This is a genomic window from Streptomyces sp. NPDC024698 (genome assembly GCF_055559015.1).
In genome coordinates, this window is the sequence record NZ_JBVHLK010000039.1 from 1 (window position 1) to 22,994 (window position 22,994).

General features: G+C 68.5%; 27 protein-coding genes. 16 read left to right on the forward strand and 11 right to left on the reverse strand.

Annotation, left to right across the window (positions count from 1 at the left end):
• Positions 1 to 278 precede the first annotated feature (278 nt).
• Positions 279 to 590 carry a hypothetical protein gene (locus ACZ4AA_RS37240; protein WP_467612756.1) on the reverse strand — a complete coding sequence of 104 codons (312 nt, stop codon included), beginning with the start codon at positions 588 to 590 and terminating at the stop codon, positions 279 to 281.
• A gap of 159 nt (positions 591 to 749) precedes the next feature.
• On the opposite strand from ACZ4AA_RS37240, the gene ACZ4AA_RS37245 reads away from it, so the two are divergent.
• The 3 genes from ACZ4AA_RS37245 to ACZ4AA_RS37255 all read left to right on the forward strand — a co-directional run bounded on the left by ACZ4AA_RS37245 (position 750) and on the right by ACZ4AA_RS37255 (position 2,440).
• Positions 750 to 1,148: a DUF6234 family protein gene (locus ACZ4AA_RS37245; protein ID WP_467612759.1), complete on the forward strand. Its 399-nt coding sequence runs from the start codon at positions 750 to 752 to the stop codon at positions 1,146 to 1,148.
• 343 nt (positions 1,149 to 1,491) lie between these two features.
• Positions 1,492 to 1,896, forward strand: a complete 405-nt coding sequence (locus ACZ4AA_RS37250) for a DUF5958 family protein (RefSeq protein ID WP_467612762.1) — start codon at positions 1,492 to 1,494, stop codon at positions 1,894 to 1,896.
• Between the two features lie 70 nt (positions 1,897 to 1,966).
• Positions 1,967 to 2,440 (forward strand): GNAT family N-acetyltransferase, encoded by a 474-nt coding sequence (locus ACZ4AA_RS37255; RefSeq protein ID WP_467612767.1) that lies wholly within the window; start codon positions 1,967 to 1,969, stop codon positions 2,438 to 2,440.
• Between the two features lie 189 nt (positions 2,441 to 2,629).
• On the opposite strand, the gene ACZ4AA_RS37260 is transcribed toward ACZ4AA_RS37255, so the two are convergent.
• Positions 2,630 to 3,160 carry a hypothetical protein gene (locus ACZ4AA_RS37260; protein WP_467612770.1) on the reverse strand — a complete coding sequence of 177 codons (531 nt, stop codon included), beginning with the start codon at positions 3,158 to 3,160 and terminating at the stop codon, positions 2,630 to 2,632.
• A 244-nt stretch (positions 3,161 to 3,404) separates the two neighbouring features.
• Between ACZ4AA_RS37260 and cimA the strand changes: the two genes are divergently transcribed.
• The 3 genes from cimA to ACZ4AA_RS37275 all read left to right on the forward strand — a co-directional run bounded on the left by cimA (position 3,405) and on the right by ACZ4AA_RS37275 (position 5,884).
• On the forward strand, positions 3,405 to 5,036 hold the full coding sequence (cimA, locus tag ACZ4AA_RS37265; RefSeq protein ID WP_467612773.1) for a citramalate synthase: 1,632 nt from the start codon (positions 3,405 to 3,407) through the stop codon (positions 5,034 to 5,036).
• 130 nt (positions 5,037 to 5,166) lie between these two features.
• Entirely contained in the window at positions 5,167 to 5,436 is a 270-nt protein-coding gene (locus ACZ4AA_RS37270) for a type II toxin-antitoxin system Phd/YefM family antitoxin (RefSeq protein ID WP_467612776.1), read from the forward strand.
• Entirely contained in the window at positions 5,426 to 5,884 is a 459-nt protein-coding gene (locus ACZ4AA_RS37275) for a PIN domain-containing protein (protein ID WP_467612779.1), read from the forward strand. Before ACZ4AA_RS37270 ends, ACZ4AA_RS37275 begins: the two co-directional genes overlap by 11 nt.
• An 87-nt stretch (positions 5,885 to 5,971) precedes the next feature.
• Here ACZ4AA_RS37275 and ACZ4AA_RS37280 read toward each other — a convergent pair whose 3' ends face one another.
• Positions 5,972 to 6,757: a helix-turn-helix domain-containing protein gene (locus tag ACZ4AA_RS37280; RefSeq protein ID WP_467612782.1), complete on the reverse strand. Its 786-nt coding sequence runs from the start codon at positions 6,755 to 6,757 to the stop codon at positions 5,972 to 5,974.
• A 280-nt stretch (positions 6,758 to 7,037) separates the two neighbouring features.
• Between ACZ4AA_RS37280 and ACZ4AA_RS37285 the strand changes: the two genes are divergently transcribed.
• From ACZ4AA_RS37285 to ACZ4AA_RS37295, 3 genes are all read left to right on the forward strand, one after another.
• Complete coding sequence (locus ACZ4AA_RS37285) at positions 7,038 to 7,853, forward strand: alpha/beta fold hydrolase (RefSeq protein ID WP_467612785.1); 816 nt, start codon at positions 7,038 to 7,040, stop codon at positions 7,851 to 7,853.
• A gap of 126 nt (positions 7,854 to 7,979) precedes the next feature.
• The gene (locus ACZ4AA_RS37290; protein WP_467612788.1) at positions 7,980 to 8,489 is read left to right on the forward strand and encodes a GtrA family protein; all 510 of its coding nucleotides are present in this window, start codon (positions 7,980 to 7,982) and stop codon (positions 8,487 to 8,489) included.
• A gap of 414 nt (positions 8,490 to 8,903) precedes the next feature.
• On the forward strand, positions 8,904 to 9,488 hold the full coding sequence (locus ACZ4AA_RS37295) for a TerD family protein (protein ID WP_467612791.1): 585 nt from the start codon (positions 8,904 to 8,906) through the stop codon (positions 9,486 to 9,488).
• 139 nt (positions 9,489 to 9,627) lie between these two features.
• On the opposite strand, the gene ACZ4AA_RS37300 is transcribed toward ACZ4AA_RS37295, so the two are convergent.
• On the reverse strand, positions 9,628 to 10,824 hold the full coding sequence (locus ACZ4AA_RS37300) for an RNA-guided endonuclease InsQ/TnpB family protein (RefSeq protein WP_467612795.1): 1,197 nt from the start codon (positions 10,822 to 10,824) through the stop codon (positions 9,628 to 9,630).
• 156 nt (positions 10,825 to 10,980) lie between these two features.
• Between ACZ4AA_RS37300 and ACZ4AA_RS37305 the strand changes: the two genes are divergently transcribed.
• From ACZ4AA_RS37305 to ACZ4AA_RS37320, 4 genes are all read left to right on the forward strand, one after another.
• Positions 10,981 to 11,334: a hypothetical protein gene (locus tag ACZ4AA_RS37305; RefSeq protein ID WP_467612798.1), complete on the forward strand. Its 354-nt coding sequence runs from the start codon at positions 10,981 to 10,983 to the stop codon at positions 11,332 to 11,334.
• 371 nt (positions 11,335 to 11,705) lie between these two features.
• Positions 11,706 to 12,302 carry a TlpA family protein disulfide reductase gene (locus ACZ4AA_RS37310; protein ID WP_467612801.1) on the forward strand — a complete coding sequence of 199 codons (597 nt, stop codon included), beginning with the start codon at positions 11,706 to 11,708 and terminating at the stop codon, positions 12,300 to 12,302.
• A gap of 656 nt (positions 12,303 to 12,958) precedes the next feature.
• Positions 12,959 to 13,435, forward strand: a complete 477-nt coding sequence (locus ACZ4AA_RS37315; RefSeq protein WP_467612804.1) for a hypothetical protein — start codon at positions 12,959 to 12,961, stop codon at positions 13,433 to 13,435.
• 512 nt (positions 13,436 to 13,947) lie between these two features.
• The gene (locus ACZ4AA_RS37320; protein WP_467612807.1) at positions 13,948 to 14,850 is read left to right on the forward strand and encodes a hypothetical protein; all 903 of its coding nucleotides are present in this window, start codon (positions 13,948 to 13,950) and stop codon (positions 14,848 to 14,850) included.
• 16 nt (positions 14,851 to 14,866) lie between these two features.
• Here ACZ4AA_RS37320 and ACZ4AA_RS37325 read toward each other — a convergent pair whose 3' ends face one another.
• Entirely contained in the window at positions 14,867 to 15,331 is a 465-nt protein-coding gene (locus ACZ4AA_RS37325) for a GNAT family N-acetyltransferase (RefSeq protein ID WP_467612810.1), read from the reverse strand.
• Between the two features lie 77 nt (positions 15,332 to 15,408).
• Between ACZ4AA_RS37325 and ACZ4AA_RS37330 the strand changes: the two genes are divergently transcribed.
• Positions 15,409 to 16,152: a YqjF family protein gene (locus tag ACZ4AA_RS37330; RefSeq protein WP_467612813.1), complete on the forward strand. Its 744-nt coding sequence runs from the start codon at positions 15,409 to 15,411 to the stop codon at positions 16,150 to 16,152.
• Between the two features lie 102 nt (positions 16,153 to 16,254).
• Here ACZ4AA_RS37330 and ACZ4AA_RS37335 read toward each other — a convergent pair whose 3' ends face one another.
• On the reverse strand, positions 16,255 to 17,370 hold the full coding sequence (locus tag ACZ4AA_RS37335) for a DUF6215 domain-containing protein (protein WP_467612816.1): 1,116 nt from the start codon (positions 17,368 to 17,370) through the stop codon (positions 16,255 to 16,257).
• 113 nt (positions 17,371 to 17,483) lie between these two features.
• Here ACZ4AA_RS37335 and ACZ4AA_RS37340 point away from each other — a divergent pair, with 113 nt between their 5' ends.
• Positions 17,484 to 17,999, forward strand: coding sequence for a GNAT family N-acetyltransferase (locus ACZ4AA_RS37340; RefSeq protein WP_467612819.1), 516 nt, complete (start codon positions 17,484 to 17,486; stop codon positions 17,997 to 17,999).
• Positions 18,000 to 18,241: 242 nt separating this feature from the next.
• Entirely contained in the window at positions 18,242 to 18,634 is a 393-nt protein-coding gene (locus ACZ4AA_RS37345) for a helix-turn-helix domain-containing protein (RefSeq protein WP_467612822.1), read from the forward strand.
• A 76-nt stretch (positions 18,635 to 18,710) separates the two neighbouring features.
• Here the strand turns inward: ACZ4AA_RS37345 and ACZ4AA_RS37350 are convergent, their stop codons facing one another.
• From ACZ4AA_RS37350 to ACZ4AA_RS37370, 5 genes are all read right to left on the reverse strand, one after another.
• Entirely contained in the window at positions 18,711 to 18,929 is a 219-nt protein-coding gene (locus tag ACZ4AA_RS37350) for a hypothetical protein (RefSeq protein ID WP_467612825.1), read from the reverse strand.
• Positions 18,930 to 18,964: 35 nt separating this feature from the next.
• Positions 18,965 to 19,810 carry an IS3 family transposase gene (locus ACZ4AA_RS37355; protein ID WP_467612828.1) on the reverse strand — a complete coding sequence of 282 codons (846 nt, stop codon included), beginning with the start codon at positions 19,808 to 19,810 and terminating at the stop codon, positions 18,965 to 18,967.
• Positions 19,810 to 20,109: a helix-turn-helix domain-containing protein gene (locus ACZ4AA_RS37360; protein WP_467612831.1), complete on the reverse strand. Its 300-nt coding sequence runs from the start codon at positions 20,107 to 20,109 to the stop codon at positions 19,810 to 19,812. The genes ACZ4AA_RS37355 and ACZ4AA_RS37360 overlap by 1 nt, the downstream gene beginning before the upstream one ends.
• 137 nt (positions 20,110 to 20,246) lie before the next feature.
• On the reverse strand, positions 20,247 to 20,933 hold the full coding sequence (locus tag ACZ4AA_RS37365) for a hypothetical protein (RefSeq protein ID WP_467612834.1): 687 nt from the start codon (positions 20,931 to 20,933) through the stop codon (positions 20,247 to 20,249).
• Between the two features lie 56 nt (positions 20,934 to 20,989).
• A complete protein-coding gene (locus ACZ4AA_RS37370) occupies positions 20,990 to 22,912 on the reverse strand; it encodes a hypothetical protein (RefSeq protein ID WP_467612837.1) in 1,923 nt (640 codons plus the stop codon).
• Positions 22,913 to 22,994: the final 82 nt, after the last annotated feature.

Genomic DNA, 22,994 nt, shown 5'->3' on the forward strand with positions numbered 1-22,994 from the left:
TGGGAGCCATCAACGTTCTACGGGCCGGGCTGGCCCGTCGCGACGCCCAACCGGCATAGCGAGAAGCCCCCTCGTTCACGAGGGGGAGGAGTCACCAAATTTCCGGCTCTCGTGTCAGTCCGAGCGAACAGCGCATCTCGACCGCGACAAGCCGTCGTCGACCGTGCTGACCGCGCTGCGACCCCCGGTTCCCCGTGAGTGCCCGTGCGTTCTGGGACGAGAGTGGCACGACCGGGGAGGGCTGAGCTGTCTGCCGGAGCTGTCCGCGCTCGTTGACGTCATCCGAGGTTGTGGTGACTGCGCCTCCAAAACATCCAGAAGGCCAGGAGCGCCACCGTGACTATCAGCGCAAAGTTGAGAGCGTCCACGATCATGAGGACGGAGTACGGCGCGTGCAACAGACCAGGCACCTTGGCGCCGATCATCTCCACGCCCGCGAGCAGGGGAAACCAAGTCAAGAAGAAGCGCTTGCCCTGATCGGGACTTGCTCCCTTTTGAACCTTGGCCCGGTCCCACCACCAGCCGCCGAGACTCGCGAGGACTAACGCGCACCCCAGCGCTACCACGGACCAGTCCATGAAGCTGAGCATCACATCTCCCTTGGTCAGAAGGGGGATTGTCCTCTCGCGGGTGCCCGCACGCAATGATCCAATTGGGCTGCTGACACCTGCCTGGCCGCATTTCGCACCGCAAGGGAGTTGAGTACGCGTACTCATGTGCGTCACCACCGGTCTCGGCACCATGCAGCCATGACGAAGTCCGCTTTAGCGCCGGAACGCCGACGCCCCTGGTCGCACCGAACACCTCTGGGCCCGGACCTTGCTCTCGCGATCCCGCTGTTCCTGGTGGGGACCGCGTGGCTGGTGATGGACTGTGTGCTTGGTTTCGGCATGGAGTCATGGGCCGCACAGGACGATCAAGCGCAGGCCGACGCTGCCAGCCTCGCGTACATGGGCAGGCTGCGGGTGCTGCTGGTCACCGTACTTGTTTTGGCAGTTCTCGCGGGACTCTTCCGTGCCCCTTGGACAGTGATCGCGCACCTGATGGTGGCTCTCCTGGCCGCTGAGCTGCTCGGGCATGTGCAGCAACAGTGGGATCACGACCATGCTCCGCCGGCTGGGTGCGTCCGCTACAGCTCGAACTGCTGAGACAGCCAGCGGCTCGGGCCATGCTGTCGCCTGTTACTGATCTACTCGTAACCAATGCGCCAGTTTGACCCACCGGGATTCACGTGGGCACTACCGCCAAGCGTGGACTTGTGAGCCTGGACCGGCCACTGCCGCCCATCGGTGCCCCGGCAGGATTCGAACCCGCGACACCGCTTTGGGAGTTCGATTCATGCACCGAGAGGGCTGCTTGGGAGCGTGCTCACCGGGCGAATGGAAAGCCAGCCTTGGACGCGGGGGTCATGTCATCAGGCCATGTAAAACCGGGCTGCTCGCGGGAACTCAGGAGCGTAGCGTCTGCCCGAAACCATGGGGGTGGAAGCCCGTGCTGTACGCACACGAGGTGATTCTGAACGAACTCGCACAGGGCCTCAGGCCTACGGCTGAGGGCGTCGAGTGGTTCGAGGGCCTCTCGGAGGACGACCAGCGGAAGGTCTTGTACGCGCTGGTGCTGTTCTGCGGCCAGGCCCGCGCTCGCGAGGACGACGTGCCGGAGAGCATCGCGCGTTCCGGCATTCGCCCGACTCACACGCCGGCGGTGATGCTGACGAAGTGGCGCTTCGGAATGGACCAGCTCCCGACCTACGAACTCACCAAGTCGTTCCGCCTGCTGGTCGCCCTGTTCACCATCGCCGACACCCGCAGGCGGACCCTGTACTGCGTCGAAGGGTGTGGCCACGCATGGCACAACCTGCCGGATCCGCCACAGGACGCAGATGCAGCCTGCTAGTGCTGTGACCGCGTAGGTTCGCCGGGTTAACCGTTGGATAGAGTCCCTGACTGCCTTGTAGGTTCCCAGCGTGAGTGACGACGGCAAAACGCGGATTCGATTCGCCGCGGAGGCGGATGCAGGCGTGATCGCGCGTATCCACATGACTTCTCGGTCGGCGGCTATGCCCTATCTGCCGCCGCAGAAGCGCCATCACGAGCAGGTGACCCGATGGGTCCGGGACATCGTGCTCAGGCAATGTCGCACCTGGGTCGCGGTGCGTGATGCGGAGATCACCGGCTATGCCGCCCTTGAGGGCGACATGCTCGAACACCTCTATCTGCGCCCCGACGTCCGTCGGCAGGGCATCGGCACGCTGCTCCTCGACGAGGTCAGGCGGCACAGCCCGGACGGTGTGTCGCTGCACGTCTTTCAGCAGAACACCGACGCCCGGGCGTTCTACGAACGCCACGGTTTCACCGTCCTCGACACCAGCGACGGCGATCGCAACATGGAGAACCTGCCCGACATGACCCTTCGCTGGACACCCGCCCACCCCCGGTGAATCGTGCCGCCCGGACGAACCGCACCGCACGGCATGGCCGATCCGGTTGCGCCTGTCCTGGCCAGAGTCCGGCCCATGTCACCCCGCGCGCCCCGGTTCCCCGGGCTGCCGGAGCGGACGACACTGAAGTGCCGGGCCCCGCAAATGATCACAGCCCCTCATCCGGGTGCTCAGACTCCCTCGGGCTCGTCATGGGTTGCGTACCCAGCTGTGGCCGTGGGGGAGGGGGGTGCTTTTGGGGACGAAGGAGCGGGGCCAGGGCTTGCGGTCGGGCTCGATCATGGAACGGCTGGCGATCTCCGCGAACCACTCCGCGACGATCCTGCCCAGTTCCTCGGGCGGTCCGGTCACCTCCAGCGGCTCGATGTCGGTGATCGGCTCGGGGTGGTACGTGCTGCTGTTCCGCTCGCTGCAAAAGAGGCGGTCGCCGGCCACGGTCGCGCCCAGCGTCATGACGACCAGCTCCCGGTCCCGATGCTTGAGGTCCACGATCAGCGTGAGCACCGCCTGCCCGGCCGCGAACGCCTCGTCCCACGCGGCGTCGTAGGCGTCACGAGGGGTGCGCACGTCCTCGTCCTCGTCCGGGGGGAAGACGAGCACGGCAGTGGCGGCGGGCGGGCATTCGGGCCACGTGCGGGCGGACGCGCGGACGATATTCACCAGGACGGTGTGCGGGAGGCTCAACTCGCCCTCGTCAGCCTCGAACCAGTCGTCGTTCATGGCACAGTCTATGGCGAGGCTGCGGCCTCAAGTGCGCCCGGGACCGGTGGTGTTGGCAGCCACGGTGGACGGCCGCGCACGAGAAACGCTCGAAGAACGCCAGAGAACCCTTGCCCTGGACGCCCACCGTCTCCCACCTGCCCCTGTGCCCATCCTCGACCGGGAACCGAGCGCGAGGGGCCATAGATGGACGGTGCAGCCGGTCATCCCGGTGGACCGAGATCCCGAACAGGAGATGGTCGGCATGAGCATCAGCGCGAGCGAACACACCGGGAGCGTCACCGGCGAACTCGGCGATCTCTTCCACGTCTTCGACACGACGCTGCGCGACGGCGCGCAGCGCGAGGGCATCAACCTCACCGTGGCGGACAAGCTGGCCATCGCGCGGCACCTGGACGACTTCGGGGTGGGTTTCATCGAGGGCGGCTGGCCTGGCGCCAACCCCCGCGACACCGAGTTCTTCGCCCGCGCCCGAAGCGAACTCGACCTGCGCCACGCCCAGCTCGTCGCCTTCGGCGCCACCCGCAGACCCGGCGCCCGGGCGAGCGAGGACCTCCAGGTCAAGGCGCTCCTGGACTCCGGTGCCCCGGTGATCACGCTGGTCGCCAAGGCGCACGACCGGCATGTGGAGCTGGCGCTGCGCACCACGCTGGGGGAGAACCTGGAGATGGTCCGCGACACCGTCTCCCACCTGGTGGCGCAGGGGCGCAGGGTGTTCGTGGACTGTGAGCACTTCTTCGACGGCTACCGCGCGAACCCCGCCTACGCGAAGTCCGTGGTGCGGGCCGCGCACGAGGCCGGCGCCGCCGTGGTCGTGCTGTGCGACACCAACGGCGGCATGCTCCCGGCGCAGGTCCAGGCGACCGTACAGACGGTCCTCGCGGACACCGGAGCCCGTCTCGGCATTCACGCCCAGGACGACACCGGCTGCGCGGTCGCCAACACCCTGGCCGCCGTCGACGCCGGTGCCACGCACGTCCAGTGCACGGCCAACGGCTACGGCGAACGTGTCGGCAACGCCGACCTCTTCCCCGTGGTCGCCGCGCTGGAGCTGAAGTACGCCAGGAAGGTCCTGCCCGCCGGCAGGCTCCGCGAGACCACCCGCATCTCCCACGCGATCGCCGAGGTCGTCAACCTCACCCCCTCCACCCACCAGCCCTACGTCGGCGTCTCCGCGTTCGCGCACAAGGCGGGCCTGCACGCCTCCGCGATCAAGGTCGACCCCGACCTCTACCAGCACATCGACCCCGAACTGGTCGGCAACCGGCTGCGGATGCTCGTCTCCGACATGGCCGGCCGCGCCTCCATCGAGCTCAAGGGCAAGGAACTCGGCATCGACCTCGGCGACGACCGCGAACTCATCGGCCGGGTCGTGGAGCGCGTCAAGGAACGCGAACTCAAGGGCTACACCTACGAAGCCGCCGACGCCTCCTTCGAACTCCTGCTGCGCGCCGAGGCCCAGGGCAGGCCGCTGCGCTACTTCCGGGTCGAGTCCTGGCGGGCCATCCTGGAGGAACGCCCCGACGGCAGCCAGGCCAACGAGGTCACGGTGAAACTGTGGGCCAAGGGCGAGCGGATCGTCGCCGCCGCCGAGGGCAACGGCCCCGTCAACGCCCTGGACCGCGCCCTGCGCGTCGGCCTGGAGCAGATCTACCCGCAGCTCGCCCGCCTCGGAGTGGTCGACTACAAGGGCCGCATCCTGGAGGCCCGGCACGGTACGCAGTCCACGACCCGGGTCCTGATCTCCACCACGGACGGTACGGGGGAGTGGTCCACGGTCGGCGTGGCCGACAACGTCATCGCCGCGTCCTGGCAGGCCCTGGAGGACGCGTACACCTACGGACTGCTGCGGGCGGGCGTCGAACCGGTCGAGTGACGTGTCGGCGGCGGGCCGACCCGGCATGTGGTGCCGCGTGTGCGCGCGGGAACCGGTCCTCGATGAAGGATTCCTGCCACATGGTGCTACCTGGTAGCACCATGTGGCACCAATGCGTATCGTAGAGATTATGACAGTTCAGCCCGAGGTCACCCAGCGTGACCTGCGCACGAGATCCAAAGAGATCATGGACGCTGTTCAGCGGGGTCAAGCCTTCACCGTCACCAGGGACGGCCATCAGATCGGCGAGCTGGTCCCCTTGCGCCGGCGCAGGCGCTTTGTCTCGCGTGGTGAGTTCGCGGCCATGTCCCGAACGGCCCCCGACATCTCGCTGGACACCTTCCGTGCCGACCAGGAAGGTGTCGCAGCCCAGGAGGTGGACGATCCCTATGCCCGTTGAGCATCAGCAGGGCCTGCTGGACACGAACATCATGGTCCTGCGCCGGTGGGTCGACCCTCAGGAACTCCCAGCGGAGGTGGCCATCAGCTCGGTCACTTTGGCGGAACTCTCTGCCGGGCCCCATCAGGTCCGTGGCAACAGCGAGCAGAATGACTACGACGAGCATGCGGAACGGGCACGCCGTATGGATGTCCTCCAGCGCGCCGAGAACGAATTCGATCCCATCCCCTTCGACGCGGAAGCTGCCCGCATCTACGGCAGGATCTGCGCGGCGGTGATGAGCGTGGGCCGTACCCCACGGCGTCGGGTGGCCGACTTGATGATCGCCTCGGTTGCTGCCGCCGAGGGGCTCCCGCTCTTCACCACCAACCCAGATGACTTCAAAGGCCTTGACGGCATCGTGACGGTCGTCCCGGTGACACGACCGGCGACCCCGTACGACCGGTAGGCAGGCGGCGCGGACTCTTGCCGGATCGACACGTACCTGAGGGTGCGGTCGGCTCCGCCGCGCGGCCGTGGCGTGCGGGGACGGCAGCTACCCGTGGTCCGAGTCCGGATCCGGGTCTTGGTCTGAATCCGAGTCCAGGTCGGGCCGGGCGGTGTCGTTCGACGTCGAGGTGGTGTGGAGGACCGCGCGGGCCTGTTCGGCGGCGCGGGTGATGCTCTCGCTGATGAAGTCGAGGAAGCGGGCGACGTTCTCCAGCCGGATGGCGGCCGGGGTGTCACGCCCGAGGACGGCGACGCCCTGGCGCGCGGTCTTGACGAGCTCGTCGTTGGCCCGCGCACTGGCGATCGTCGCCTGGTAGAAGAGCTCGCCGTCGACGACGTAGCGGTCGCGGCGGCCCTCGTCCCGTTCCCGGCGCACGAGGGACTGGCTCTCCAGGAACGTGATGGCCTTGGAGATGGAGGCCGGGCTGACCTGGAGACGCTGGGCGAGCCCCGACGCGGTGAGGCTGCCCGTGTCGGAGGTGAACAGGCAGGTCAGCACCCGGGCCGGGATCTTGGGCAGGCCCGAACCCATGAGGACGGTCGTGAACGTCTCCTCGTACTCCGTCACGGCCTCGGCGTCCCGGCCGTGCGGCTGGGGGACAGCGGCCGGCCCCCGGGCGGGCGCGGTCCTGCGCCGGTGGGCGCGGCGTTCGGTGGCGCGGTGGGCCAGGTTGGCGCGGTAGGCGGTGGGGCCGCCGTTGCGCATCACCTCACGCGTGATCGTCGAGGTCGGGCGGCCGAGGCCGCGGGCGATCTCGGCGTAGGGGAGGCTGTCGGCCAGCCCCAGCGCGATCTGCTGGCGTTCCTGCTGGGTGAGTCTGCCTCCCGGCATCGCGTCTCCTCGGTGATCCTCGCAGCGGTCCCTGAGCGCCCACTATAGCGTTCACTCCCCATCCATTGCAATGATCGAATCAGGGAACGTTGCGTTCCCGTCGGCCTTGTTGCAACACTTTCATGGCTTTCACCTGCCTAAATGCTGATCTGAAGCAACAACTATGTTGCCCGGCTATGGAAAGCAACGTAGCGTTTCCAATGTAAGAAACGACGAGCAATCGGCGGCAACAGAGCACCACACAGACGCCCGCCGCCCCCACCACGACCAGGAGGACCCCATGAAGAAGAACAACGCCTTCCCGACCGACACGACCTGGACCGGCACGGTCTCCGTGGACGACACGGCCCTGGCCGTCACCGACACCGGCGGCCCCGGCACCCCCGTCGTCTACCTCAACGGCCAGTTCGCCACCCAGGGATACTGGCGGCGCGTCATCTCCGAACTCGGCCCGCAGTGGCGGCACATCACCTACGACGAACGGGCCCGCGGCAAATCGAAGCGCTCGGCCGACTACTCCTTCGAGGCCGCCGTCCGGGACGTCGACGCCGTCCTCGCCGCCCGGGGAGTGGACCGGGCGCTGGTGGTCGGCTGGTCCTACGGAGCGTTCGTCGGAGCCCACTGGGCCGCCCGCAACCCCGGACGCGCCCTGGGCGCGGTCCTGGTCGACGGCGCCCAGCCCTACGACTGGCTGGACGAGGCCATGGAGCAGCGCATCCGGAAACTGTTCCGCCGCATGGGCTGGTTCCTGCCGCTGCTGCGCCCCACGGGCCTGACCCCCAAGATGAACGCCCGGCAGATGGCGGAGACCAACATCGAACTCGGCCGGCTCGCCCGCGAACGCGAACTGGGCCCCGTACTGGACGGCATCACCGTCCCGGTGCGTTACGTGGTCGCCTCGGGCGCGTCCCTGGGAAGCAAGGGCGACGAGCAGGAGCTGATCCGCGCCGCCCTCGACGCGGTGGCCGCCCGCAACCCGAACATCGAGGTCGCCGCGAAGGTCGCCAGCAACCACGACGCGATCCTCAAGAAGGACTACGCGGCCGTCGCCGAGGCCCTGCGCGAGGTCGCCGCCCTCGACGGCGACGCGCACTGACAGCGCCCCGCCTCGGGGAGCGCCACGAAACGAGCAGCACAGCCCGACGAACAGTCCCGAGCGAACAGTCCCGCGCGAGCAGTCCACAACCAGCAGTCCACAGCGAGCGGTCAAAGGGGTGGGGTCATGGAAACAGCACAGAGCGGGCAGCGGACGGCGCCCGGAACCTGCACCGCCTTCGCCCGCTTCGTCCTCTGCGGCGGGGGAGTGGGGCTCGCCTCCAGCTTCGCCGTGGCGGTCCTCGCCACCCGGATCCCCTGGGGCCTGGCCAACGCCCTGATCACCGCGCTCTCCACCCTCCTGGCCACCGAACTGCACGCCCGCTTCACCTTCGGCGCCGGCCGGCACGCGACATGGCGCCAGCACCTTCAGTCGGCCGGATCCGCCGCGGCCACCTACGCGGTGACCTGCGCGGCGATGCTCGTCCTGCACCAACTGACGGCGGCGCCCGGCGCGATGGCCGAGCAGAGCGTCTACCTGTCCGCCTCCGCACTCGCCGGCGTCGCCCGGTTCGCGGCGCTGCGCCTGGTCGTCTTCGCCCGCACCACCCGCCCCGTACAGGCGACGACCACGACCGTGCCCGCGGCCCGCGCCACCGCCCCGGCCGCCCCGACGGAGCTCTGCCGGGCGGCCTGACCCATGACGTTCCCGCAGGTCTGGAGGCCGCGGCACCACGCCTGCTATGATTGATCTTGAGCTGAACGGCAGAAGTCGAGCCGGCTGGCGATGCGTTGGTGGTCCAAGGAAAGACGCCCCGCTTCCTGCGGGGAAATGCAGGTGCAAGGCCTGCCCAGCGCTCTGTGAAGGCCCTGTCCCGAGTCACTCGGGACAGGGCCTTTTCCGATACCCGGAACCGGGATCACGGCCGACACCCGACGAGATCGCACCCCAGGACGACGACGGGACGACCGGGCGGGGACCAAGGCAGGGGCGACGGCGGCGACACGGCCACGGCCGAAGCCGGCAAAAGCAGATCCCCCCGATGTGGAACCAACAAGGGCACAGGCACACTCTGCGTGTTGTAGTCCGGATCGGAAGGATGGCTCAGACATGATCACGCTCACCAAGGAAGACGGCCCCGCGGACCTGGATGGAGTGACCCATCTGTCCATCGGTGTCTCCTGGGACCCCACGGCCGGCAGCAGCGGCGGGGTACTGGGCAAACTGCGCCGCAAGTCGGGCACCGATCTAGACCTGATCGCCATCGCCATGCAGGGCCGCGACCCGGTACGCCTCGCGGGTCTCGACTCCCTCGACCCCATGGGCAACGGCTCGTTGGTCCACAGCGGCGACAACCAGACCGGACACGGCAGCGGCGACGACGAGACGGTCACCGTCGAGTTCTCCGGGATCCCGCCCCACATCACCTCGATCGTGTTCGTCGCCGCCGCGTACAAGAAGGGCAGCGCCTTCGAGAAGGCCCGCAACATCAGCTTCAAGGTGTACGACGCGAGCGGCGGGAGTTCGCAGCAGGTCGCCGACATCTGGCCCAGCCTGCTCACCCAGGACAACGGCTGCGCCGTGGCCAAGGCGATCCGGACCAACACCGGCTGGAAACTCGAAGTGATCAACACGACCGGCAAGATCAAGCAGGGTGACGAGCACGCCCTGATGCGCTTCGCGGTCAGCAAGTAACCGCGCCGGCAAGGCGGTACGGGGCAGCGCCTGTGACACCTGTCATGCCGAACGGCGTACGCCGGGCACTGGGGGAGCGGGCCGCCCCGCGCCTACCTTCTTCTCTTGACTTCCTCCCCCTCCTGAAGGAGGGGGATTCCTACGGCTTGCGCTGTAGGGGTTTCTGCTTCATCGCCGACTGCCCGCTCGGAGTTCTCCGTTGAGGTCTTACACCAGCTCCACAGACAGACGCCGTCAGCCCGACGGCCAGGATGTTCTTCGCCGCGTTCACGTCCCGGTCGTGGGTCGTTCCGCAGTCACACGTCCAGGTGCGGACGTGCAGCGGCATCTTGTCCTGCAAGGTGCCGCAGACGGAGCACAGCTTGGAGGAGGGGAACCAGCGGTCGATCGCGATCACTTCGCGGCCGTACCACTGGGCCTTGTACTCCAGCATGCTCCGGAATTCCGACCAGGCCGCGTCACTGATGGCGCGGGCAAGGCCGCCGTTCTTCACCATGTTCCGAACGGCGAGGTCCTCGATCACGATCGTTTGGTTTTCACGAACGAGTCGAGTGGTGAGCTTGTGCAGGTGGTCACGCCTGCGGTCGGCTATGCGGGCGTATACCTTGGCGACCTTCCGGCGCGCCTTGCGTCGGTTCTCCCCGTCACCCTTGGCCTTACGGGCAAGCTGCTGCTGCACCTTGGCGAGACGAGAGCGATCGCGTTGCTCGTGCCGGGGGTTGGAGACCTTCTCGCCGGTCGAGAGGGTCAGCAGGTGGTCGAGCCCGACGTCGACACCGACGGCCGCCTCGGTGGTGAGGTGCGGCTGCACGGACGGGTCTTCGCACAGCAGGGACACAAACCAGCGTCCGGCCGGGTCCTGGGACACGGTCACCGTGGACGGCGACGCACCCTCGGGCAGCGGACGGGACCACACGATGCCGAGCGGCTCCGCCATCTTCGCCAGTGCCAGCTGCCCGTCCCTGAAACGGAACGCGCTGGTGGTGTACTCCGCCGACTTCCGGGTCTTCTTCCGTGACTTGAAGTGCGGGTACTTGGCCCGCTTGGCGAAGAAGTTCGTGAACGCCGCCTGGAGGTGCCGCAGGGCTTGTTGGAGCGGGACGCAGGAGACGTCGTTGAGGTACGCGAGTTCCTCGGTCTTCTTCCAGGCCGTCAGCATCGCCGACGTCTGGTTGTAGTTCACCCGTTCCTGTCGCGTCCATGCTTCCGTGCGCGCCGCCAGGGCGAGGTTGTAGACCTTCCGCACGCAGCCGAACGTGCGGGACAGCTCGGCTGCCTGCGCGTCGGTCGGGTAGAAGCGGTACTTGAACGCTCGCTTCACGTGGGTGGCCTTCACGGTTCACATGCTACTGAATCAGTTTGTGACGGGGTGCGGCTAGTTGAAGGTGGACGCCGGTCCGCCCTGGCGGCGAACCGGCTTGTCCTGCCCTGCTCCGCAGGTGCTTCGCTTCCTCCCCCGGCTGAAGCCGGGGGTATCCACGAAGGAATCCCGATGACGAAGACAGGCGGGACCGAGCAGCGGAAAACCGACGTCAAGGTGAGCCTGATCGGCGGCCACCGGCTTGAGGGCGAGACCCTGCACGAGCGCACCCTCACCGTGTCGCTCGTCGGAGGCGCCGACATCGACCTCACCGGCATCGAGATCCCCGACGGCGCCGAACTGCGCATCACCAAACTGAGCCTGATCGGCGGCGTCAGCCTCAAGGTCCGCCCCGACGTCGTCGTGAAGGTGCACGGCATCCGCCTCGGCGGAGTCAGCGACGACGGCCCGAGCGAGCCGGGCGGCCCGACGGTCCGCATCGACGCCTGGGGCCTGCTCGGTGGAGTCCGCGTCACCCGCCGGTGAGGCCACCGGGCCGGACACCGCCGGGCGAAGCCCCGCCGCACCGGGGCCGGTTGCACCGAGCGCCTACACCGGGGTGAGCACTCGGTTGCGGATTCATGGCCGGGATCTCCAGGACGGGCCGGACAGTGAACCTACGGATCATGCCGCACGTCCTTCGCGGGGTACGACCGTGTTTCGGGTCCCGCAGCACGTCCTCAACTGCGTGGCGGCACGGCCTGGAGCACTGGCGCACCGGCCGGGCGAACCCTCGAGACCCGGTCGGGATCGCCGCCAACTCGGCCTGAGGTCATGCCGCTTGCGAGTGAGGTTGGTTGATCATCATGAGGGGAGGTGGTGACTCTGTCGGCGCGGGCCCGTGGGAAACTCGGCACATGATTCTCAGGACCGTCGCCCGTGCAGTCGCACTGACTGCGATCGCTTCTCTCGGCTCGCTCACCCTATCCGCCTGTGGAAGTGGCGTGGGCGGGGGCGGCGGACAGACGAATTACGTCAGCGGCGCGGACGGTATCTCGACGGTCGCGAAAGCCGACAGGAGACCTGTCGGCTCCATCAAGGGTGAGACTCTCGACGACAAGCATCTTGATGTCCGCGACCTCCGGGGCAAGGTCGTCGTCATCAACATCTGGGGTTCGTGGTGCCCGCCGTGCAGGGCGGAGGCTCCGTACTTCAACAAGGTCGCCGAAGAAACGAAGAGCAAGGGTGTGGAATTCGTCGGAATAAACACCCGTGACAGCGGAAAGCGCCTTCCGAGAGCGTTTGAGAAAGACTACGGAGTGTCGTACGAGAGCTTGTACGATCCGACGGGTAAGCTGCTCCTTTCTGGATTTCCCAAGGGGACGGTAACCATTCAGGGAATTCCTGCCACTATTGTTCTGGACAAAGAAGGAAAAATCGCGGCCCGGACGTTCGGCGGCATCGATGGCGCCAAGCTTCATAAAATGATCGATCCTGTGGTCGCGGAGAAATAGGCGATTGCACTTCATCGCGTATCTCGACAGGGCCGACCGCCTCGCGATCGCGGCCCTGGCCTCGGGGTGGCGACAAGCCTGATCCGAAGCCCCGGAGCCTGCTGCCGCCATCGGACCGAGTGGCGACAGGGCTCGGGTCGGGCCTGAGGCTGTCTGTCCTGTGTTCGAGAGCGCGGCGCGCTCGTCCGCCGCGCTGGGGCGGCTCCGCCACGGCAGCGGCGGACCGGATCGAAACGGGCCGAGTGGTACGAGTCCGAAATCGCAGACACGTCGATTGTCCCGGCATCGATTTCGAGCCAGCTGTGGCTGTTATCGCGCCGTCTTCACGCGGCAAGGGCCGGCCCCGGGGTGCTCTGCGACAGGCGTGGCGCCGTGAGATCTCGGCGCATCGAACACTCACGGAAGCGGCGCATCGGATTCCGGATTTCGCGGCGGCCCCGGAAGGGTGGGCGCCCGCGGGGTCGGTCGGGGATTCCGATTACGTGATTCCACCCCCGCTTGCCTCGCGGGGCTGCCCCTACCCTGTCGATGTGCTGTAGAGCAAGGCGGCACGCCGCTGTCCCGCAATCGCGGCAGCATTTGGATGTCTCAACTCGGGCAATCGATCCATTCTGTCGCAAATTTTAAATCCGTGGCTCCGCAAGATGTGTTCGAGTATGATCATTTCCGATTTTAGTGGCGCTAGTTTTGGAGATGAAGTGAGCTTTTCTTTTCGTAAGCGCGCGATAACTGTGCTCGCAACAGCTGCCGTCATGACGGGCGCTGCTCTGACGCTGGGCGCGGGTTCGGCGGCGGCGGGTCCGAGCGGCATCACATTCTCGGTGGGTTCTCTGCAGAGTGACGGCTCTCGCACCATCACCATCAAGGAGAACGGAACTACCGCCGGCGTCGTCAAGTGGACAGCCAACGGGGACACGCTGACCGCGACCGACTCCTATGCTGACGGCTACGGAATCTCCGGATACGTGACCGCCAACCCGTATCTCATCGCCGACACGGGGGGCCACAACTCCCCGTACACGGCCACCGCGCACAGGGACCTGACCGAGAACGTGACCTACACGTTCTGGGGTTGCATCGGCAGCAACAGCATCGGTCTCACCTGCTCCAACGTCTACAACGTCACGTCGTAGTACGTAAGACGCCCCCGAAGTCCCGCTGAATCCCGGCAAGTTGTCCTCATGCGTGTCCCCGTCCGAGGCCACGCCGAGGTCACACCGAGAGCCGGCCGCCGCGTCGGCATGAGCGCTTTCAGCGACGCGGGCGGAGCGGGCACGGGCTGATGAACCTCCTGGCAGGCCTCGGACTTCGCGTGCCTGCCAGGAGGCTTTCGCAGTCGATGAGCCGGGTTCGCGCAGGACGACGTCCAGCGGCTCCTGCGAGCGGACCGGCGGTGGTGCCGGTGCCGGCCTCGACCGGGAATCGCTCACGTCGAGGAGACCGGGCCGTCGTGCGGCGTCAGCCGTGCCGGCGCGATCCCGGGAGGCGGCACGACCCTCAGCACTGGCACCGCCTCGCCGGGCGCCCGAACCGGCACGCAGAAGACCACCGGCCCGGGGACGACTAGCACAACGCCCCGCCACCCCGGATCCTGAGAACAAGGGTGCTCCAGCGACAGCCGCAGCAGCAGCCCGATGGAATCCTCATGTCCGATGCAGCCTCCCGAGCCGAGCGGCGGATCGCGCTGGTCCGGGACGACGTGGCCGCACGCCTGGCGCTGGCGCAGGAGTTCTACACGCACTCCCGCGAACCCCTGCGCCGCTACGGCCAGGCCGAGCTGAGCTTTCTGCGGTGGTCCGCCGCACGCGGAGTCCTCGCCCCGGAGTCCGGCGCGCACCCGGGCAGCCCATGGTGGCGTTCCGTGAACGAAGGGCTCCTGCGCGACAAGGTGGAAGCGGGCCTGCTGTGCGCCGGCGCCCCGGGACAGGCGAGCGGCAGAAGCGTCGAGTACTGGATCGACTGCGTCCGCGAGCCGTCACCCGCCTCCTGGTACCGCGCCCACAACGCCAGCATCGTCGCCGGCTACCTGCGCCACGAGGACCTGGCCGCCCCGGAATCGCAGGTGGAGCGGTTCATGATGAACGTCGCCCTGCTCCGCGTCCTGTTCACCCACGCCATGCTCGTACGGCCGCGGCTCATGCTGGGGAGACTGGCCCCGCTCGGACCCCGGCTGGTGGACCCCCGCTACCGGACGGTGAAGTGGTTCCTCGACCTCGGCCGGTCCTTCCCCGCGGTGTACCCCGTCACGCTGACCACCGAGGACACCATCCTCGACGAACACCCCCTGGCCAGGATGCTCGACTACGGCGTGATCGCCCCCAGACTCCCGGCGCTGTACGCACTCGCGGCCGCGACCCTCGAAGAACCCCGCCTGATGACCCTCCTGGACGCGGGCGTGCCCGCGTACGTCTGGACCAGGGCCGAGCGCCCGCTCTGGTACGTCGGCAACACCGGCCCCCACCTGCGCCTCATCGCCCGCGCGACAGGCGCACACCTGCGCTGGCCGCCCTCCCCGGCCGGCCGCCACCGCATCCCGCTGCACGGCTGAGCCGGTGTCCTGGAGCTCAGCACGGTTCCAGCACGCCCACCGCCTGGTCCCCGCTGGTCTCTCCCGTCGGCCGGAAGCCGAGTGCCCGATAGAAGGCCGCCGGGCCGTCCGCTCCGGGATGCCAGGTGGTCGTCAGACGCGTGCCTCCCCGGCGCCGGATCTCACCGGCCACGGCCTCCACCGCGAACCGTCCGTAGCCTCGGCCCTGCTTTCCGTCCGCGATGTTGAGACGCCAGAGTCCGGAGCGCAAGTCGGTGCCCTCGCCGGTCCAGTCGATGTCGAAGAAGGCCATGAGGAACCCGACGGCCTCGTCGCCGTCGCAGATGAGCCGGGGCCATGCGACGCCGGGATGGACGTATGCCTCGGCGAGCGACTTCACCACGGGCGCCACCAGGTGTTCCTGGTCGGGGCGGACCCTCAGGGCGACAGCGGTCTCGAAGTTGTCAGGGGTGATCTCTTGCAGGTGCGGCGAAGTCGGCATGCCCGCACTCTAGGCAGGCTCTGCAAGCGCTTTTCGGAGCGTGTCGCCACCCGTACGCGATCTGGCACCCTGGTGGGGTGCACCCCACGCCCATCACGCCGGAGGCGCCGGCCGCGGTGCGCAGCCCGCTCCTGACCCAGCGGTGGCTCGACCTCACCTTCGTCCACTGGGCCCTCGATCCCGCGGACGTCGCCCCGCTGCTGCCGCACGGGCTCACCGCGGACACGTACGACGGAGTCACCTACGTCGGCCTCGTCGCCTTCCGGATGCAGAAGGTGGGCTGGCTTCGGCTTCCCGGGGTGCCGTACTTCGGCTCCTTCCCGGAGACCAACGTGCGCCTCTACTCGGTCGACGCCCACGGCCGCCGCGGGGTCGTCTTCCGGTCCATGGACGCCTCACGGCTCGTGCCGGTGCTCCTGGGACGCCTCGGCTTCCGGCTCCCGTACGTGTGGTCGCGCATGGACGTACGAGCGGACGGCGACACCGTCACGTACGACAGTTCCCGGCGCCTGCCCCGAACTGCCCCCGCACGCAGTCACGTCGTCGTCAGAGTCGGTCAACCCGTGGCGGAACCAACGGAGTTGGAGCATTTCCTCACGGCCCGCTGGGGCATGCACAACGCCTTCTCCCGCGGCACCGGCTACCTCGCCAACGACCATCCGCGCTGGCCGCTCCACCGCGCGGAGCTGATCACCTGCGAGGAGAACCTCGTCGCGGCGGCCGGGCTCCCGGCTCCCGACGGGCCACCGGTCAGCGTCCTGTACTCGCCCGGAGTCCCGGTACGCCTCGGCAGACCCACCGGCCTGACACCACCGGCCTGACACCACCGGCCTGACACCACCGGCCTGACACCACCGGCCCGATGCCAACGGCCTGACACCGCCGGGCCATGTCCCGCCCTCGGAGCCGGCGGAGCCGTCGGATCAGCGGGCAGATCGCTCGGGGATCTTCGGAAGCACCTTCTCGGCGACGGCCAGGAGAGCGCTGTCGCTCGGGAGGGCTCCGGACTGGCTCCACACGGTGATGTCGCAGTAGCCGCCGTGGTCCTTGCGGTCCAGGGCCACGGTCAGTGTCCTGGCCAGGGGCCCCTGCCCGACCGGTCCGCCGGACCCGCCGTCGCCCCCGAGGTCGATCTTGATCGCCATGGTGTGCTCCGAGGAGAGGACCGCGGACCGGCCGAGAACCTTGAGCGGCTTGACGTCCCTCTCGTTCCCGTACGTCATCAGCTTCACGTACTGGTCGATCGTCAGCTCGTTGTAGGTGGCCGAGACGTTCACGGTGTACGTGTCGAACGCGACCTGGGCCTCCGGCGCCGCGACCTTCCCATCGGTCAGAAGGCCGGTGTTGTTGCTGCCGGAAGCGGTGCCGGCGATCTCTCCGGGTGTTCCCAGGAGCTCGGCCAGGTCCGGCCGGTTGAGCACCTCGCACAGCTCCTCGCCGGTCACGGGCCGGGGCGTCTGCTGGTAGGCCTTCGGCAGCTTCTCGTGTGTCCCGTCCGAACAGGACGCGGGACGCGGGGTGTTGTCGGCGGAGGGCATGAAGCGCGGACCCAGCCACACCGTGGCCCCGAGTACTCCGAACAGGGCCAGGGCCGCGAAGGCCTGGGCCCACGCGTTGTGCTTCTCGGGCTCCTTCTTCCTCGCGGCGCCCGGACCGGACTGCGCCCCGGCCACGGCCTGGGACTGGGGGAGTGCCTGGGTCTGGGGGAGGGGACTGGGCTGGGGGAGGGGCGAGGCGGCGGCGTCGCCCGCCGCTCCTGCCGCTGTTGTCGTCCCGTCCGCTGCTGTCGTCCCGGCCGCTCCGGCCGTTCCGCTCGCGGGGGCCGCCGGAGCGGGGTTCCGGCGTGCGCGCAGAGCCCGTACCACCGTGTGAACACGTATCGCGGTGAACACGAGAAACACCATGCCGACGCCGGCCATGACCAGATTGTCCTGGCGGACGGCGAGATACATGAGGCGGACGCCGAGAACGGACCCGAGCACGATGAGCAGGGGCTCACGGATCCAGAACGGCAGAAGACGGAGGAGGAAACCGAGCATTCGGCCATCTGACCAGAGCAAGATCGAATCCGCCATGGTGGAAGCCACAGTTCCGGGCACGAACAGGTGAATCCCCTTTGCGCCCGCGCCGCTTGCGCGTCCAGACTGTGCCGGTGCTGATCCGACGCGAGACGCCCGCCGACATTCCAGCCGTGTTCGCCCTCACCGCGGCCGCGTTCGCCAAACCGGGGATCCCGGTTCCCGTCGAGGCCACCCTGCTGGGCGAACTGCGCGGCTGTGAGGGCTGGATGCCCGAGCTGTCGCTCGTGGCGGTGGACGACCGCGACGAGGCCGTCGGGCACGTGATCTGCACCCGGGGACACGTCGGCACCGCCCCGGTCCTGGGACTGGGCCCGCTCAGTGTGCACCCCGACCATCAGCGCCGCGGCGTCGGGCTGGCGCTGGTCCACACCGTGCTCGGCGCGGCGGACGCCCTCGGCGAACCGCTCGTCGCCCTGCTCGGCAGCCCCGCCTACTACGGCCGTTACGGCTTTCACCCCAGTACGCGGTACGGGATCACCGCGCCGGACCCCGCCTGGGGCGACTACTTCCAGGTCCGCACCCTCTCGTCGTACGAGCCGGACCTGCGCGGAGCCTTCGCCTACGCCGAGCCCTTCGACCACCTCTGACACCGCGGCCGCGGCGCCCGCCCGTGCCGATTCCGTCCGCCGGGCCTCCCGTTGCCGAAGGGTCCGCCCGGCGCTCGGCTCGGCCGGCGCAGGAGCTCGGTCACCTCGGTGAAGGCCGGTGCGCAGACGTGGAGACGCGGGGACGCGGCCCCCGGGCGACGAGGGAAGACGATCATTGATCCGATTCGTTTAAACTCACTGGCACGAGGCGGGAAGCGACATCCAAGCAGGAGAAACCAGCCGTGCCGAACCCACTGCAGGTCCTGATCAAGCACCAACTTGAACAGCGCGGTTGGTCCTACAGCGACGTGGCGCGCCGCGGGGGTATCTCACGTTCCACCGTCCATCACCTGGCGACGTCGGAGCGGCTGGCCCAGATGCCGCAGCAGAGCACGCTGGAGGGGCTGGCCAAGGGGCTCGGCATCCCCGTGCCCCCGGTGCACCGGGCCGCCGCCGAAGCGTGCGGAGTCAACCTCTATCGCGAGGACACCCTCGCGGCCGGAGATCCCGAGGTCGCGATCCTGATCGCCAGCGTGCAGAAACTCAGTCCGGTCGACCGCAAGCACGTTTCCGCGCTGGTGGAATCCCTTCTGCGTACCGCCGCGACGGAGGAAGAGGCTCACCCCAGCCATTAGGCGTTCCAGGCCTCGGGCAGGTCGGTCACCGGCTGTCCCGGTCACCGGGCATCCCGGTCGTTCAGGGGCCGGCGGCTCAGAAGTTCCGGGCACTGGCTGCCCTGAGCCATGCGATCACCGTGGCGACCGTCTGGTAGTCGAGCTCGGCGATCCGGGTCGTGGCCCCCGTCTCACGCAGCGTCGGGGGAACGCAGGCCGCGTCCATGGCGCAGTGCAGCATGACTTCGTGGGCGCGCGTGGCAGGGAGGTCCTCGCCCACGTTCAGGTCGCCTCTGAGGACCGGTGCGATGGGCAAGGGGGGAGTCTCTCCTGTGTTCCGCATGTTCCCTTTCACGATGATGCAAGCCGGCTCACCTCCAGGCCTTCCGGTATCGGTGGTCTCGGCCGGGAAGCGGTTCCTCCGCGGTCGTCGACGCCGCAGGTGCACGAATCGTCGAACCGGCACGCGTGCGAGGTGAAGGTCCCCAGAAGGTGCTTCATGTCCTCCAGCAGGTCCCCGGGGCTGTTCCAGTTCCGTGGCGGGGGGAGATGGTGGTCGACCTTCCTCCAGAAGCGGTCCACCGAGGCCTGGACGCGCCGGTCCGGAGCGAAGGCGGACCGCGGTGACAGCGCGAGAGCCTGCACGCCCTCACTGAACGCGTACACGGTCCATGGGGGGCGCTGGGTTCCGTCGCGTGGCGCGTGTGCGGCCTCCCTGGTCAGGGCGGTGTTCAGTGCCCTGCGGACCAGTTCGTGGGTCGCGCTCTGTGCCGCGCTCCAGCCGATGAGCCGGCGCTGGTCGGTGTCCAGGACGACGGCGCAGTACAGCGTGCCCGCCGGTGTGGGGTGTGCCCTGGCGTCCGTGACCCACAGGCGCCGTGGTGTCCGGCTCTCGGGGGGCTGCGGGGCCGTCCAACCGGAGCGGCCGGTCCGCCCCTTGATGCCGGCCTGCCGCATGAGCAGTTCCACCGTCCCGCGGCTGACGTTGACGCCGTAGCACTGCCGCAGCTCGTGATGAATGCGGCGGGAGCCGTACGCGGCCTTGGAGGACCGGTGGATGGAGACGATGAGCTCGGTCAGCCGGGCGTGGCGTTGCGGCCGGCTCGAGGGCACACGCCGGCGCCAGGCGTAGTACCCGGATTCGGAGACGCCCAGGAGCGTGGCCGCCGACCGGACCGAGTGTCCTTCCGCCGTCATCACCTGGATGGCCTCGAACCGTCTTTTGGGGGCACCACATCGTTCAGCAGCTCGGTCAGACGCCGGTGGGCGAGGAGTTCGCTCTCCAACTGCGCGATGCGCGCCCGGGCGGCGTTCAGTTCCGAGGACGCCTGCCCGCCCACGAACTGATGTGCGGTCAGGTGCGCGTAGGCGTGGCGCCAGCGGTACACGGTGGGTCGGCTGAGGTGCAGTTCGGCGGCGACGTCCTTGACGGACCGCCCCTCGGCCAGCAGGTCCAGGGCTCGGTTGTGCAGAGAAGAGGGGTGCTGTCTGGGCATGTTCCTTCTGGTTTCCGGCCCGGGGATGCTCGCGGGCCCGGCTCGGTGGCCCGGGCCGGGCGAAGCGCTCAGGGGTGTCGTGAGGCTGTCAGGCGGGAGGCGGTGGCGCAGCCGGATCTCCTGACAGCCCCGTCCTGTCAGTGGACGTGACGGTGCATGGTGACGGTGGGCTGGAAGCTGTCGAGCGGATCCGGGGCGTTGCCGCGAGGGGCGCAGGCGGCCTCGTGGTCGAGGATGGTCTTGACCTCGTTGGCCAGCTCGTCGGCGCGCTTCTTGACGCTGGAAATCGGCAGGCCCGAGGTCCTCAGGGCGGCCACTTCCCGGTGGATACGGGCGAGTTGACTGCGGGCCGACCGGCTCAGGGTCAGCTCCTGGGGGGTGGCGACGACGAACTGGTACGCGCCGGAGAACGTCTCGCAGCCGGGGCAGTGGTCGTTGGCCGAGCGGCTGATGTTGGTGGCGTTGAGCAGCCGCGCGTTGCGTCCGGCCGCGGTGACGATCTGGTAGGACAGCGCGATGGACCGGCACGGGGCGTAGACGGAGCAGCCCGCGGATTCGGCCATGGCCCGGTTGTTCGCCGTCACCGCGACGCGGGGACCGAACTGGTGGATCCTGAAGGACTCGTCGAACTGGTTGACGTGCATGCGGTCGGCATGGGTGTTCGCCATGTCCACCGCGGTGGACGAGCTGAAGAGGTGTGATCCGCCGGAACTTGCGCTGGCCACCGTCGTCGTCGCCGCGACGGCGATCCCGGTGGTCGCGATCATGCCCAGTCGTACAGCGGTCTTGGCGACACTGCTGCTGCGCGGCTTGCGGTGTGTCATCGATTCCTCCTGAGAGGCGGGGGATGGGGGATGGGGGGTGGGCTACTGGGCCCGCCTTACGGGGTGTTCGACGCGGAATCCGTTCCGGCCGGCGTCGGCGAGGCGGGCGCGGTCGTGGCCGGGTCGGATTCCGAGGGCGCGGGGGAGTCGGGGGAGAAAATGGTTGATGGTGTGTCAGATCGTGTGCTGTGTAAGGGTGTCGGCGCGGCGGTGGTCCTCCCCGTCGACGTCGGCGACTGGCTGCCGGGGGAGTCGGGGCTAGGGGCCGGCGTGTCCGAGGAGGCCGGGCCTGTGCTCGACGCGGGGGAGAGGGTGGGGGCGGCAGGAGGGATGTGCCGCGGGTGCTGGGGTGTGGGCGCGTCCGCCGGGACCGTTGTCACCTCGCGGGAGCGGTGCGGTGTGTCGTGCGCGGGTCGTGCCGTGGGCACGCCCGGCTGGAGGACCGGGGCGACGGGCGGGGCGGGAGGCAGCGGCTTGGGCGTCGCGCCGTGCATCCACGCGCCGATCAGGATGGAGACACCGGTCAGTGCCGCCAGGCCGATCGCCGCGCGGAGCGGGGTGTTGCCCTCGGTGACGCGCACCGCGCCACGGGCGAGCCGGCCGCCGAGCCGTACGGTCAGATAGGCCCCTCCGGCCATGGGGCAGATCAGCATGAGGCTCCCGATGACCCCGACCAGTCCCGCGGCGATCTGCCCGTCGCCGAAGGCCGAGAAGGTCCCCGTGAGCTGCTCGACCAGCGAACGCAGGCTGGTGGAGACGAGGCGGGGAAGATTCCACAGCGCGTAGCCGGTCTCCGCCAGCAGCAGCGGGATCATGGTGGCGACCCAGACGGAGACCACGATCCGGGCGGATCGCTTGAGGTCCGCCACGTCCGGGTGCACCGGGCGGCCCGGCAGGATGCTCAGCAGGATGGGTTTCACCTTGCCGTACAGATCCGGGATGCCGGCCAGGTCGCCCAGGATGTAGTAGCCGTCGAGACGTACGGCGGGCATCAGCTGTTCGAGGACCTCGAAGTGGGCCAGATAGATGGCCGCGAGGAAGTACGGCTGGCCGGTCGCCGCGTACGCGGCGGCCAGGACCAGCATGAACAGCACATTGAAATAGACGCCGCCCAGGCCTGTGCGCAGACGTCCGCCGCGTCCGACCCGGTAGGCGTCGGTGACGTCGGTGTACATGGAGGGCCAGATCAGGAAGATGCCGTAGCCGATCTTTCCCGGCGTCGCTCCGCTGTAGCGGCATGCCGAGGCGTGCCCGAATTCGTGGAAGACCAGGGACGCGACGGTCAGCACGAAGACGATCAGCATCCAGATCGGCTGTTCCACCACGCGCAGGACCGGCGTCATGGCCCCGTGGACGCCGAACAGCCAGACATCCATGACCGCCGTGCACGTCAGCGCCAGGGCCACGATGAGCGGCCGGTGGAGCCACGCGAGTCCCGCGGCGATCCGGGCCACCTGGTCCTCGCGGAAGACGACCTTGTGGCCCTTGAGGACCAGCAGGAGATCGGAGCGGGGCTCCGGCGTCCGCTCCGGCTCCGCTCCGTCGGCCGTCACGACGCCGAGGGGGGTGAGCTTCCTCTCCAGAAGGTAGACCACATTGTCTGCGGTGACCTCGGCGTCGTGGCGGCCGCTGACGAAGTGGGAGATGCCTTCGGCATCGCGCACTCCGTCGATCGCGCTCACCACCAGATACAGCAGCCGGGACAGCTGGATCACCTGGCCGTCACCCCGGCGGACAAGGTACTTCGGCTCGGTGGTCCCTGATCCCTTGTACTCCCCCATGCGTTCCAGGCCGTGGTTCAGCCGGGGAACGGGAAAGACCGGAAGCGGCGGCTGGGCGTCCGGCGCCCGCAGCCGCACGGTGCTCCAACTCGACTGGAGGGGAACCGTGGTGTCGTTCCTGGCACCGTTCGGAGCGTCGCCGCCGAGGGGCTGCGTCTGCGACAGGCCGGCAGCGTCGGGGTTCTGATTTCCGGACACTGCCAACGTTCCTCCTCAGATGCGGGAACCCCGCATCCAGCGCGATCACAAGGGGGCATGCGAGCTACTGACGGATGGCGTA

Coding starts and splice junctions, on each gene's coding strand:
- ACZ4AA_RS37245 (WP_467612759.1), top strand. CDS start 750: ATGACGAAGTCCGCTTTAGCGCCGGAACGCCGACGCCCCTGGTCGCAC.
- ACZ4AA_RS37290 (WP_467612788.1), top strand. CDS start 7,980: ATGGAAACAGCACAGAGCGGGCAGCGGACGGCGCCCGGAACCTGCACC.
- ACZ4AA_RS37285 (WP_467612785.1), top strand. CDS start 7,038: ATGAAGAAGAACAACGCCTTCCCGACCGACACGACCTGGACCGGCACG.
- ACZ4AA_RS37275 (WP_467612779.1), top strand. CDS start 5,426: ATGCCCGTTGAGCATCAGCAGGGCCTGCTGGACACGAACATCATGGTC.
- ACZ4AA_RS37355 (WP_467612828.1), bottom strand. CDS start 19,810: ATGACGGCGGAAGGACACTCGGTCCGGTCGGCGGCCACGCTCCTGGGC.
- ACZ4AA_RS37305 (WP_467612798.1), top strand. CDS start 10,981: ATGACGAAGACAGGCGGGACCGAGCAGCGGAAAACCGACGTCAAGGTG.
- cimA (WP_467612773.1), top strand. CDS start 3,405: ATGAGCATCAGCGCGAGCGAACACACCGGGAGCGTCACCGGCGAACTC.
- ACZ4AA_RS37320 (WP_467612807.1), top strand. CDS start 13,948: ATGTCCGATGCAGCCTCCCGAGCCGAGCGGCGGATCGCGCTGGTCCGG.
- ACZ4AA_RS37270 (WP_467612776.1), top strand. CDS start 5,167: ATGACAGTTCAGCCCGAGGTCACCCAGCGTGACCTGCGCACGAGATCC.
- ACZ4AA_RS37310 (WP_467612801.1), top strand. CDS start 11,706: ATGATTCTCAGGACCGTCGCCCGTGCAGTCGCACTGACTGCGATCGCT.
- ACZ4AA_RS37360 (WP_467612831.1), bottom strand. CDS start 20,109: ATGCCCAGACAGCACCCCTCTTCTCTGCACAACCGAGCCCTGGACCTG.
- ACZ4AA_RS37335 (WP_467612816.1), bottom strand. CDS start 17,370: ATGCTCGGTTTCCTCCTCCGTCTTCTGCCGTTCTGGATCCGTGAGCCC.
- ACZ4AA_RS37325 (WP_467612810.1), bottom strand. CDS start 15,331: ATGCCGACTTCGCCGCACCTGCAAGAGATCACCCCTGACAACTTCGAG.
- ACZ4AA_RS37315 (WP_467612804.1), top strand. CDS start 12,959: ATGATCATTTCCGATTTTAGTGGCGCTAGTTTTGGAGATGAAGTGAGC.
- ACZ4AA_RS37260 (WP_467612770.1), bottom strand. CDS start 3,160: ATGAACGACGACTGGTTCGAGGCTGACGAGGGCGAGTTGAGCCTCCCG.
- ACZ4AA_RS37280 (WP_467612782.1), bottom strand. CDS start 6,757: ATGCCGGGAGGCAGACTCACCCAGCAGGAACGCCAGCAGATCGCGCTG.
- ACZ4AA_RS37295 (WP_467612791.1), top strand. CDS start 8,904: ATGATCACGCTCACCAAGGAAGACGGCCCCGCGGACCTGGATGGAGTG.
- ACZ4AA_RS37365 (WP_467612834.1), bottom strand. CDS start 20,933: ATGACACACCGCAAGCCGCGCAGCAGCAGTGTCGCCAAGACCGCTGTA.
- ACZ4AA_RS37240 (WP_467612756.1), bottom strand. CDS start 590: ATGCTCAGCTTCATGGACTGGTCCGTGGTAGCGCTGGGGTGCGCGTTA.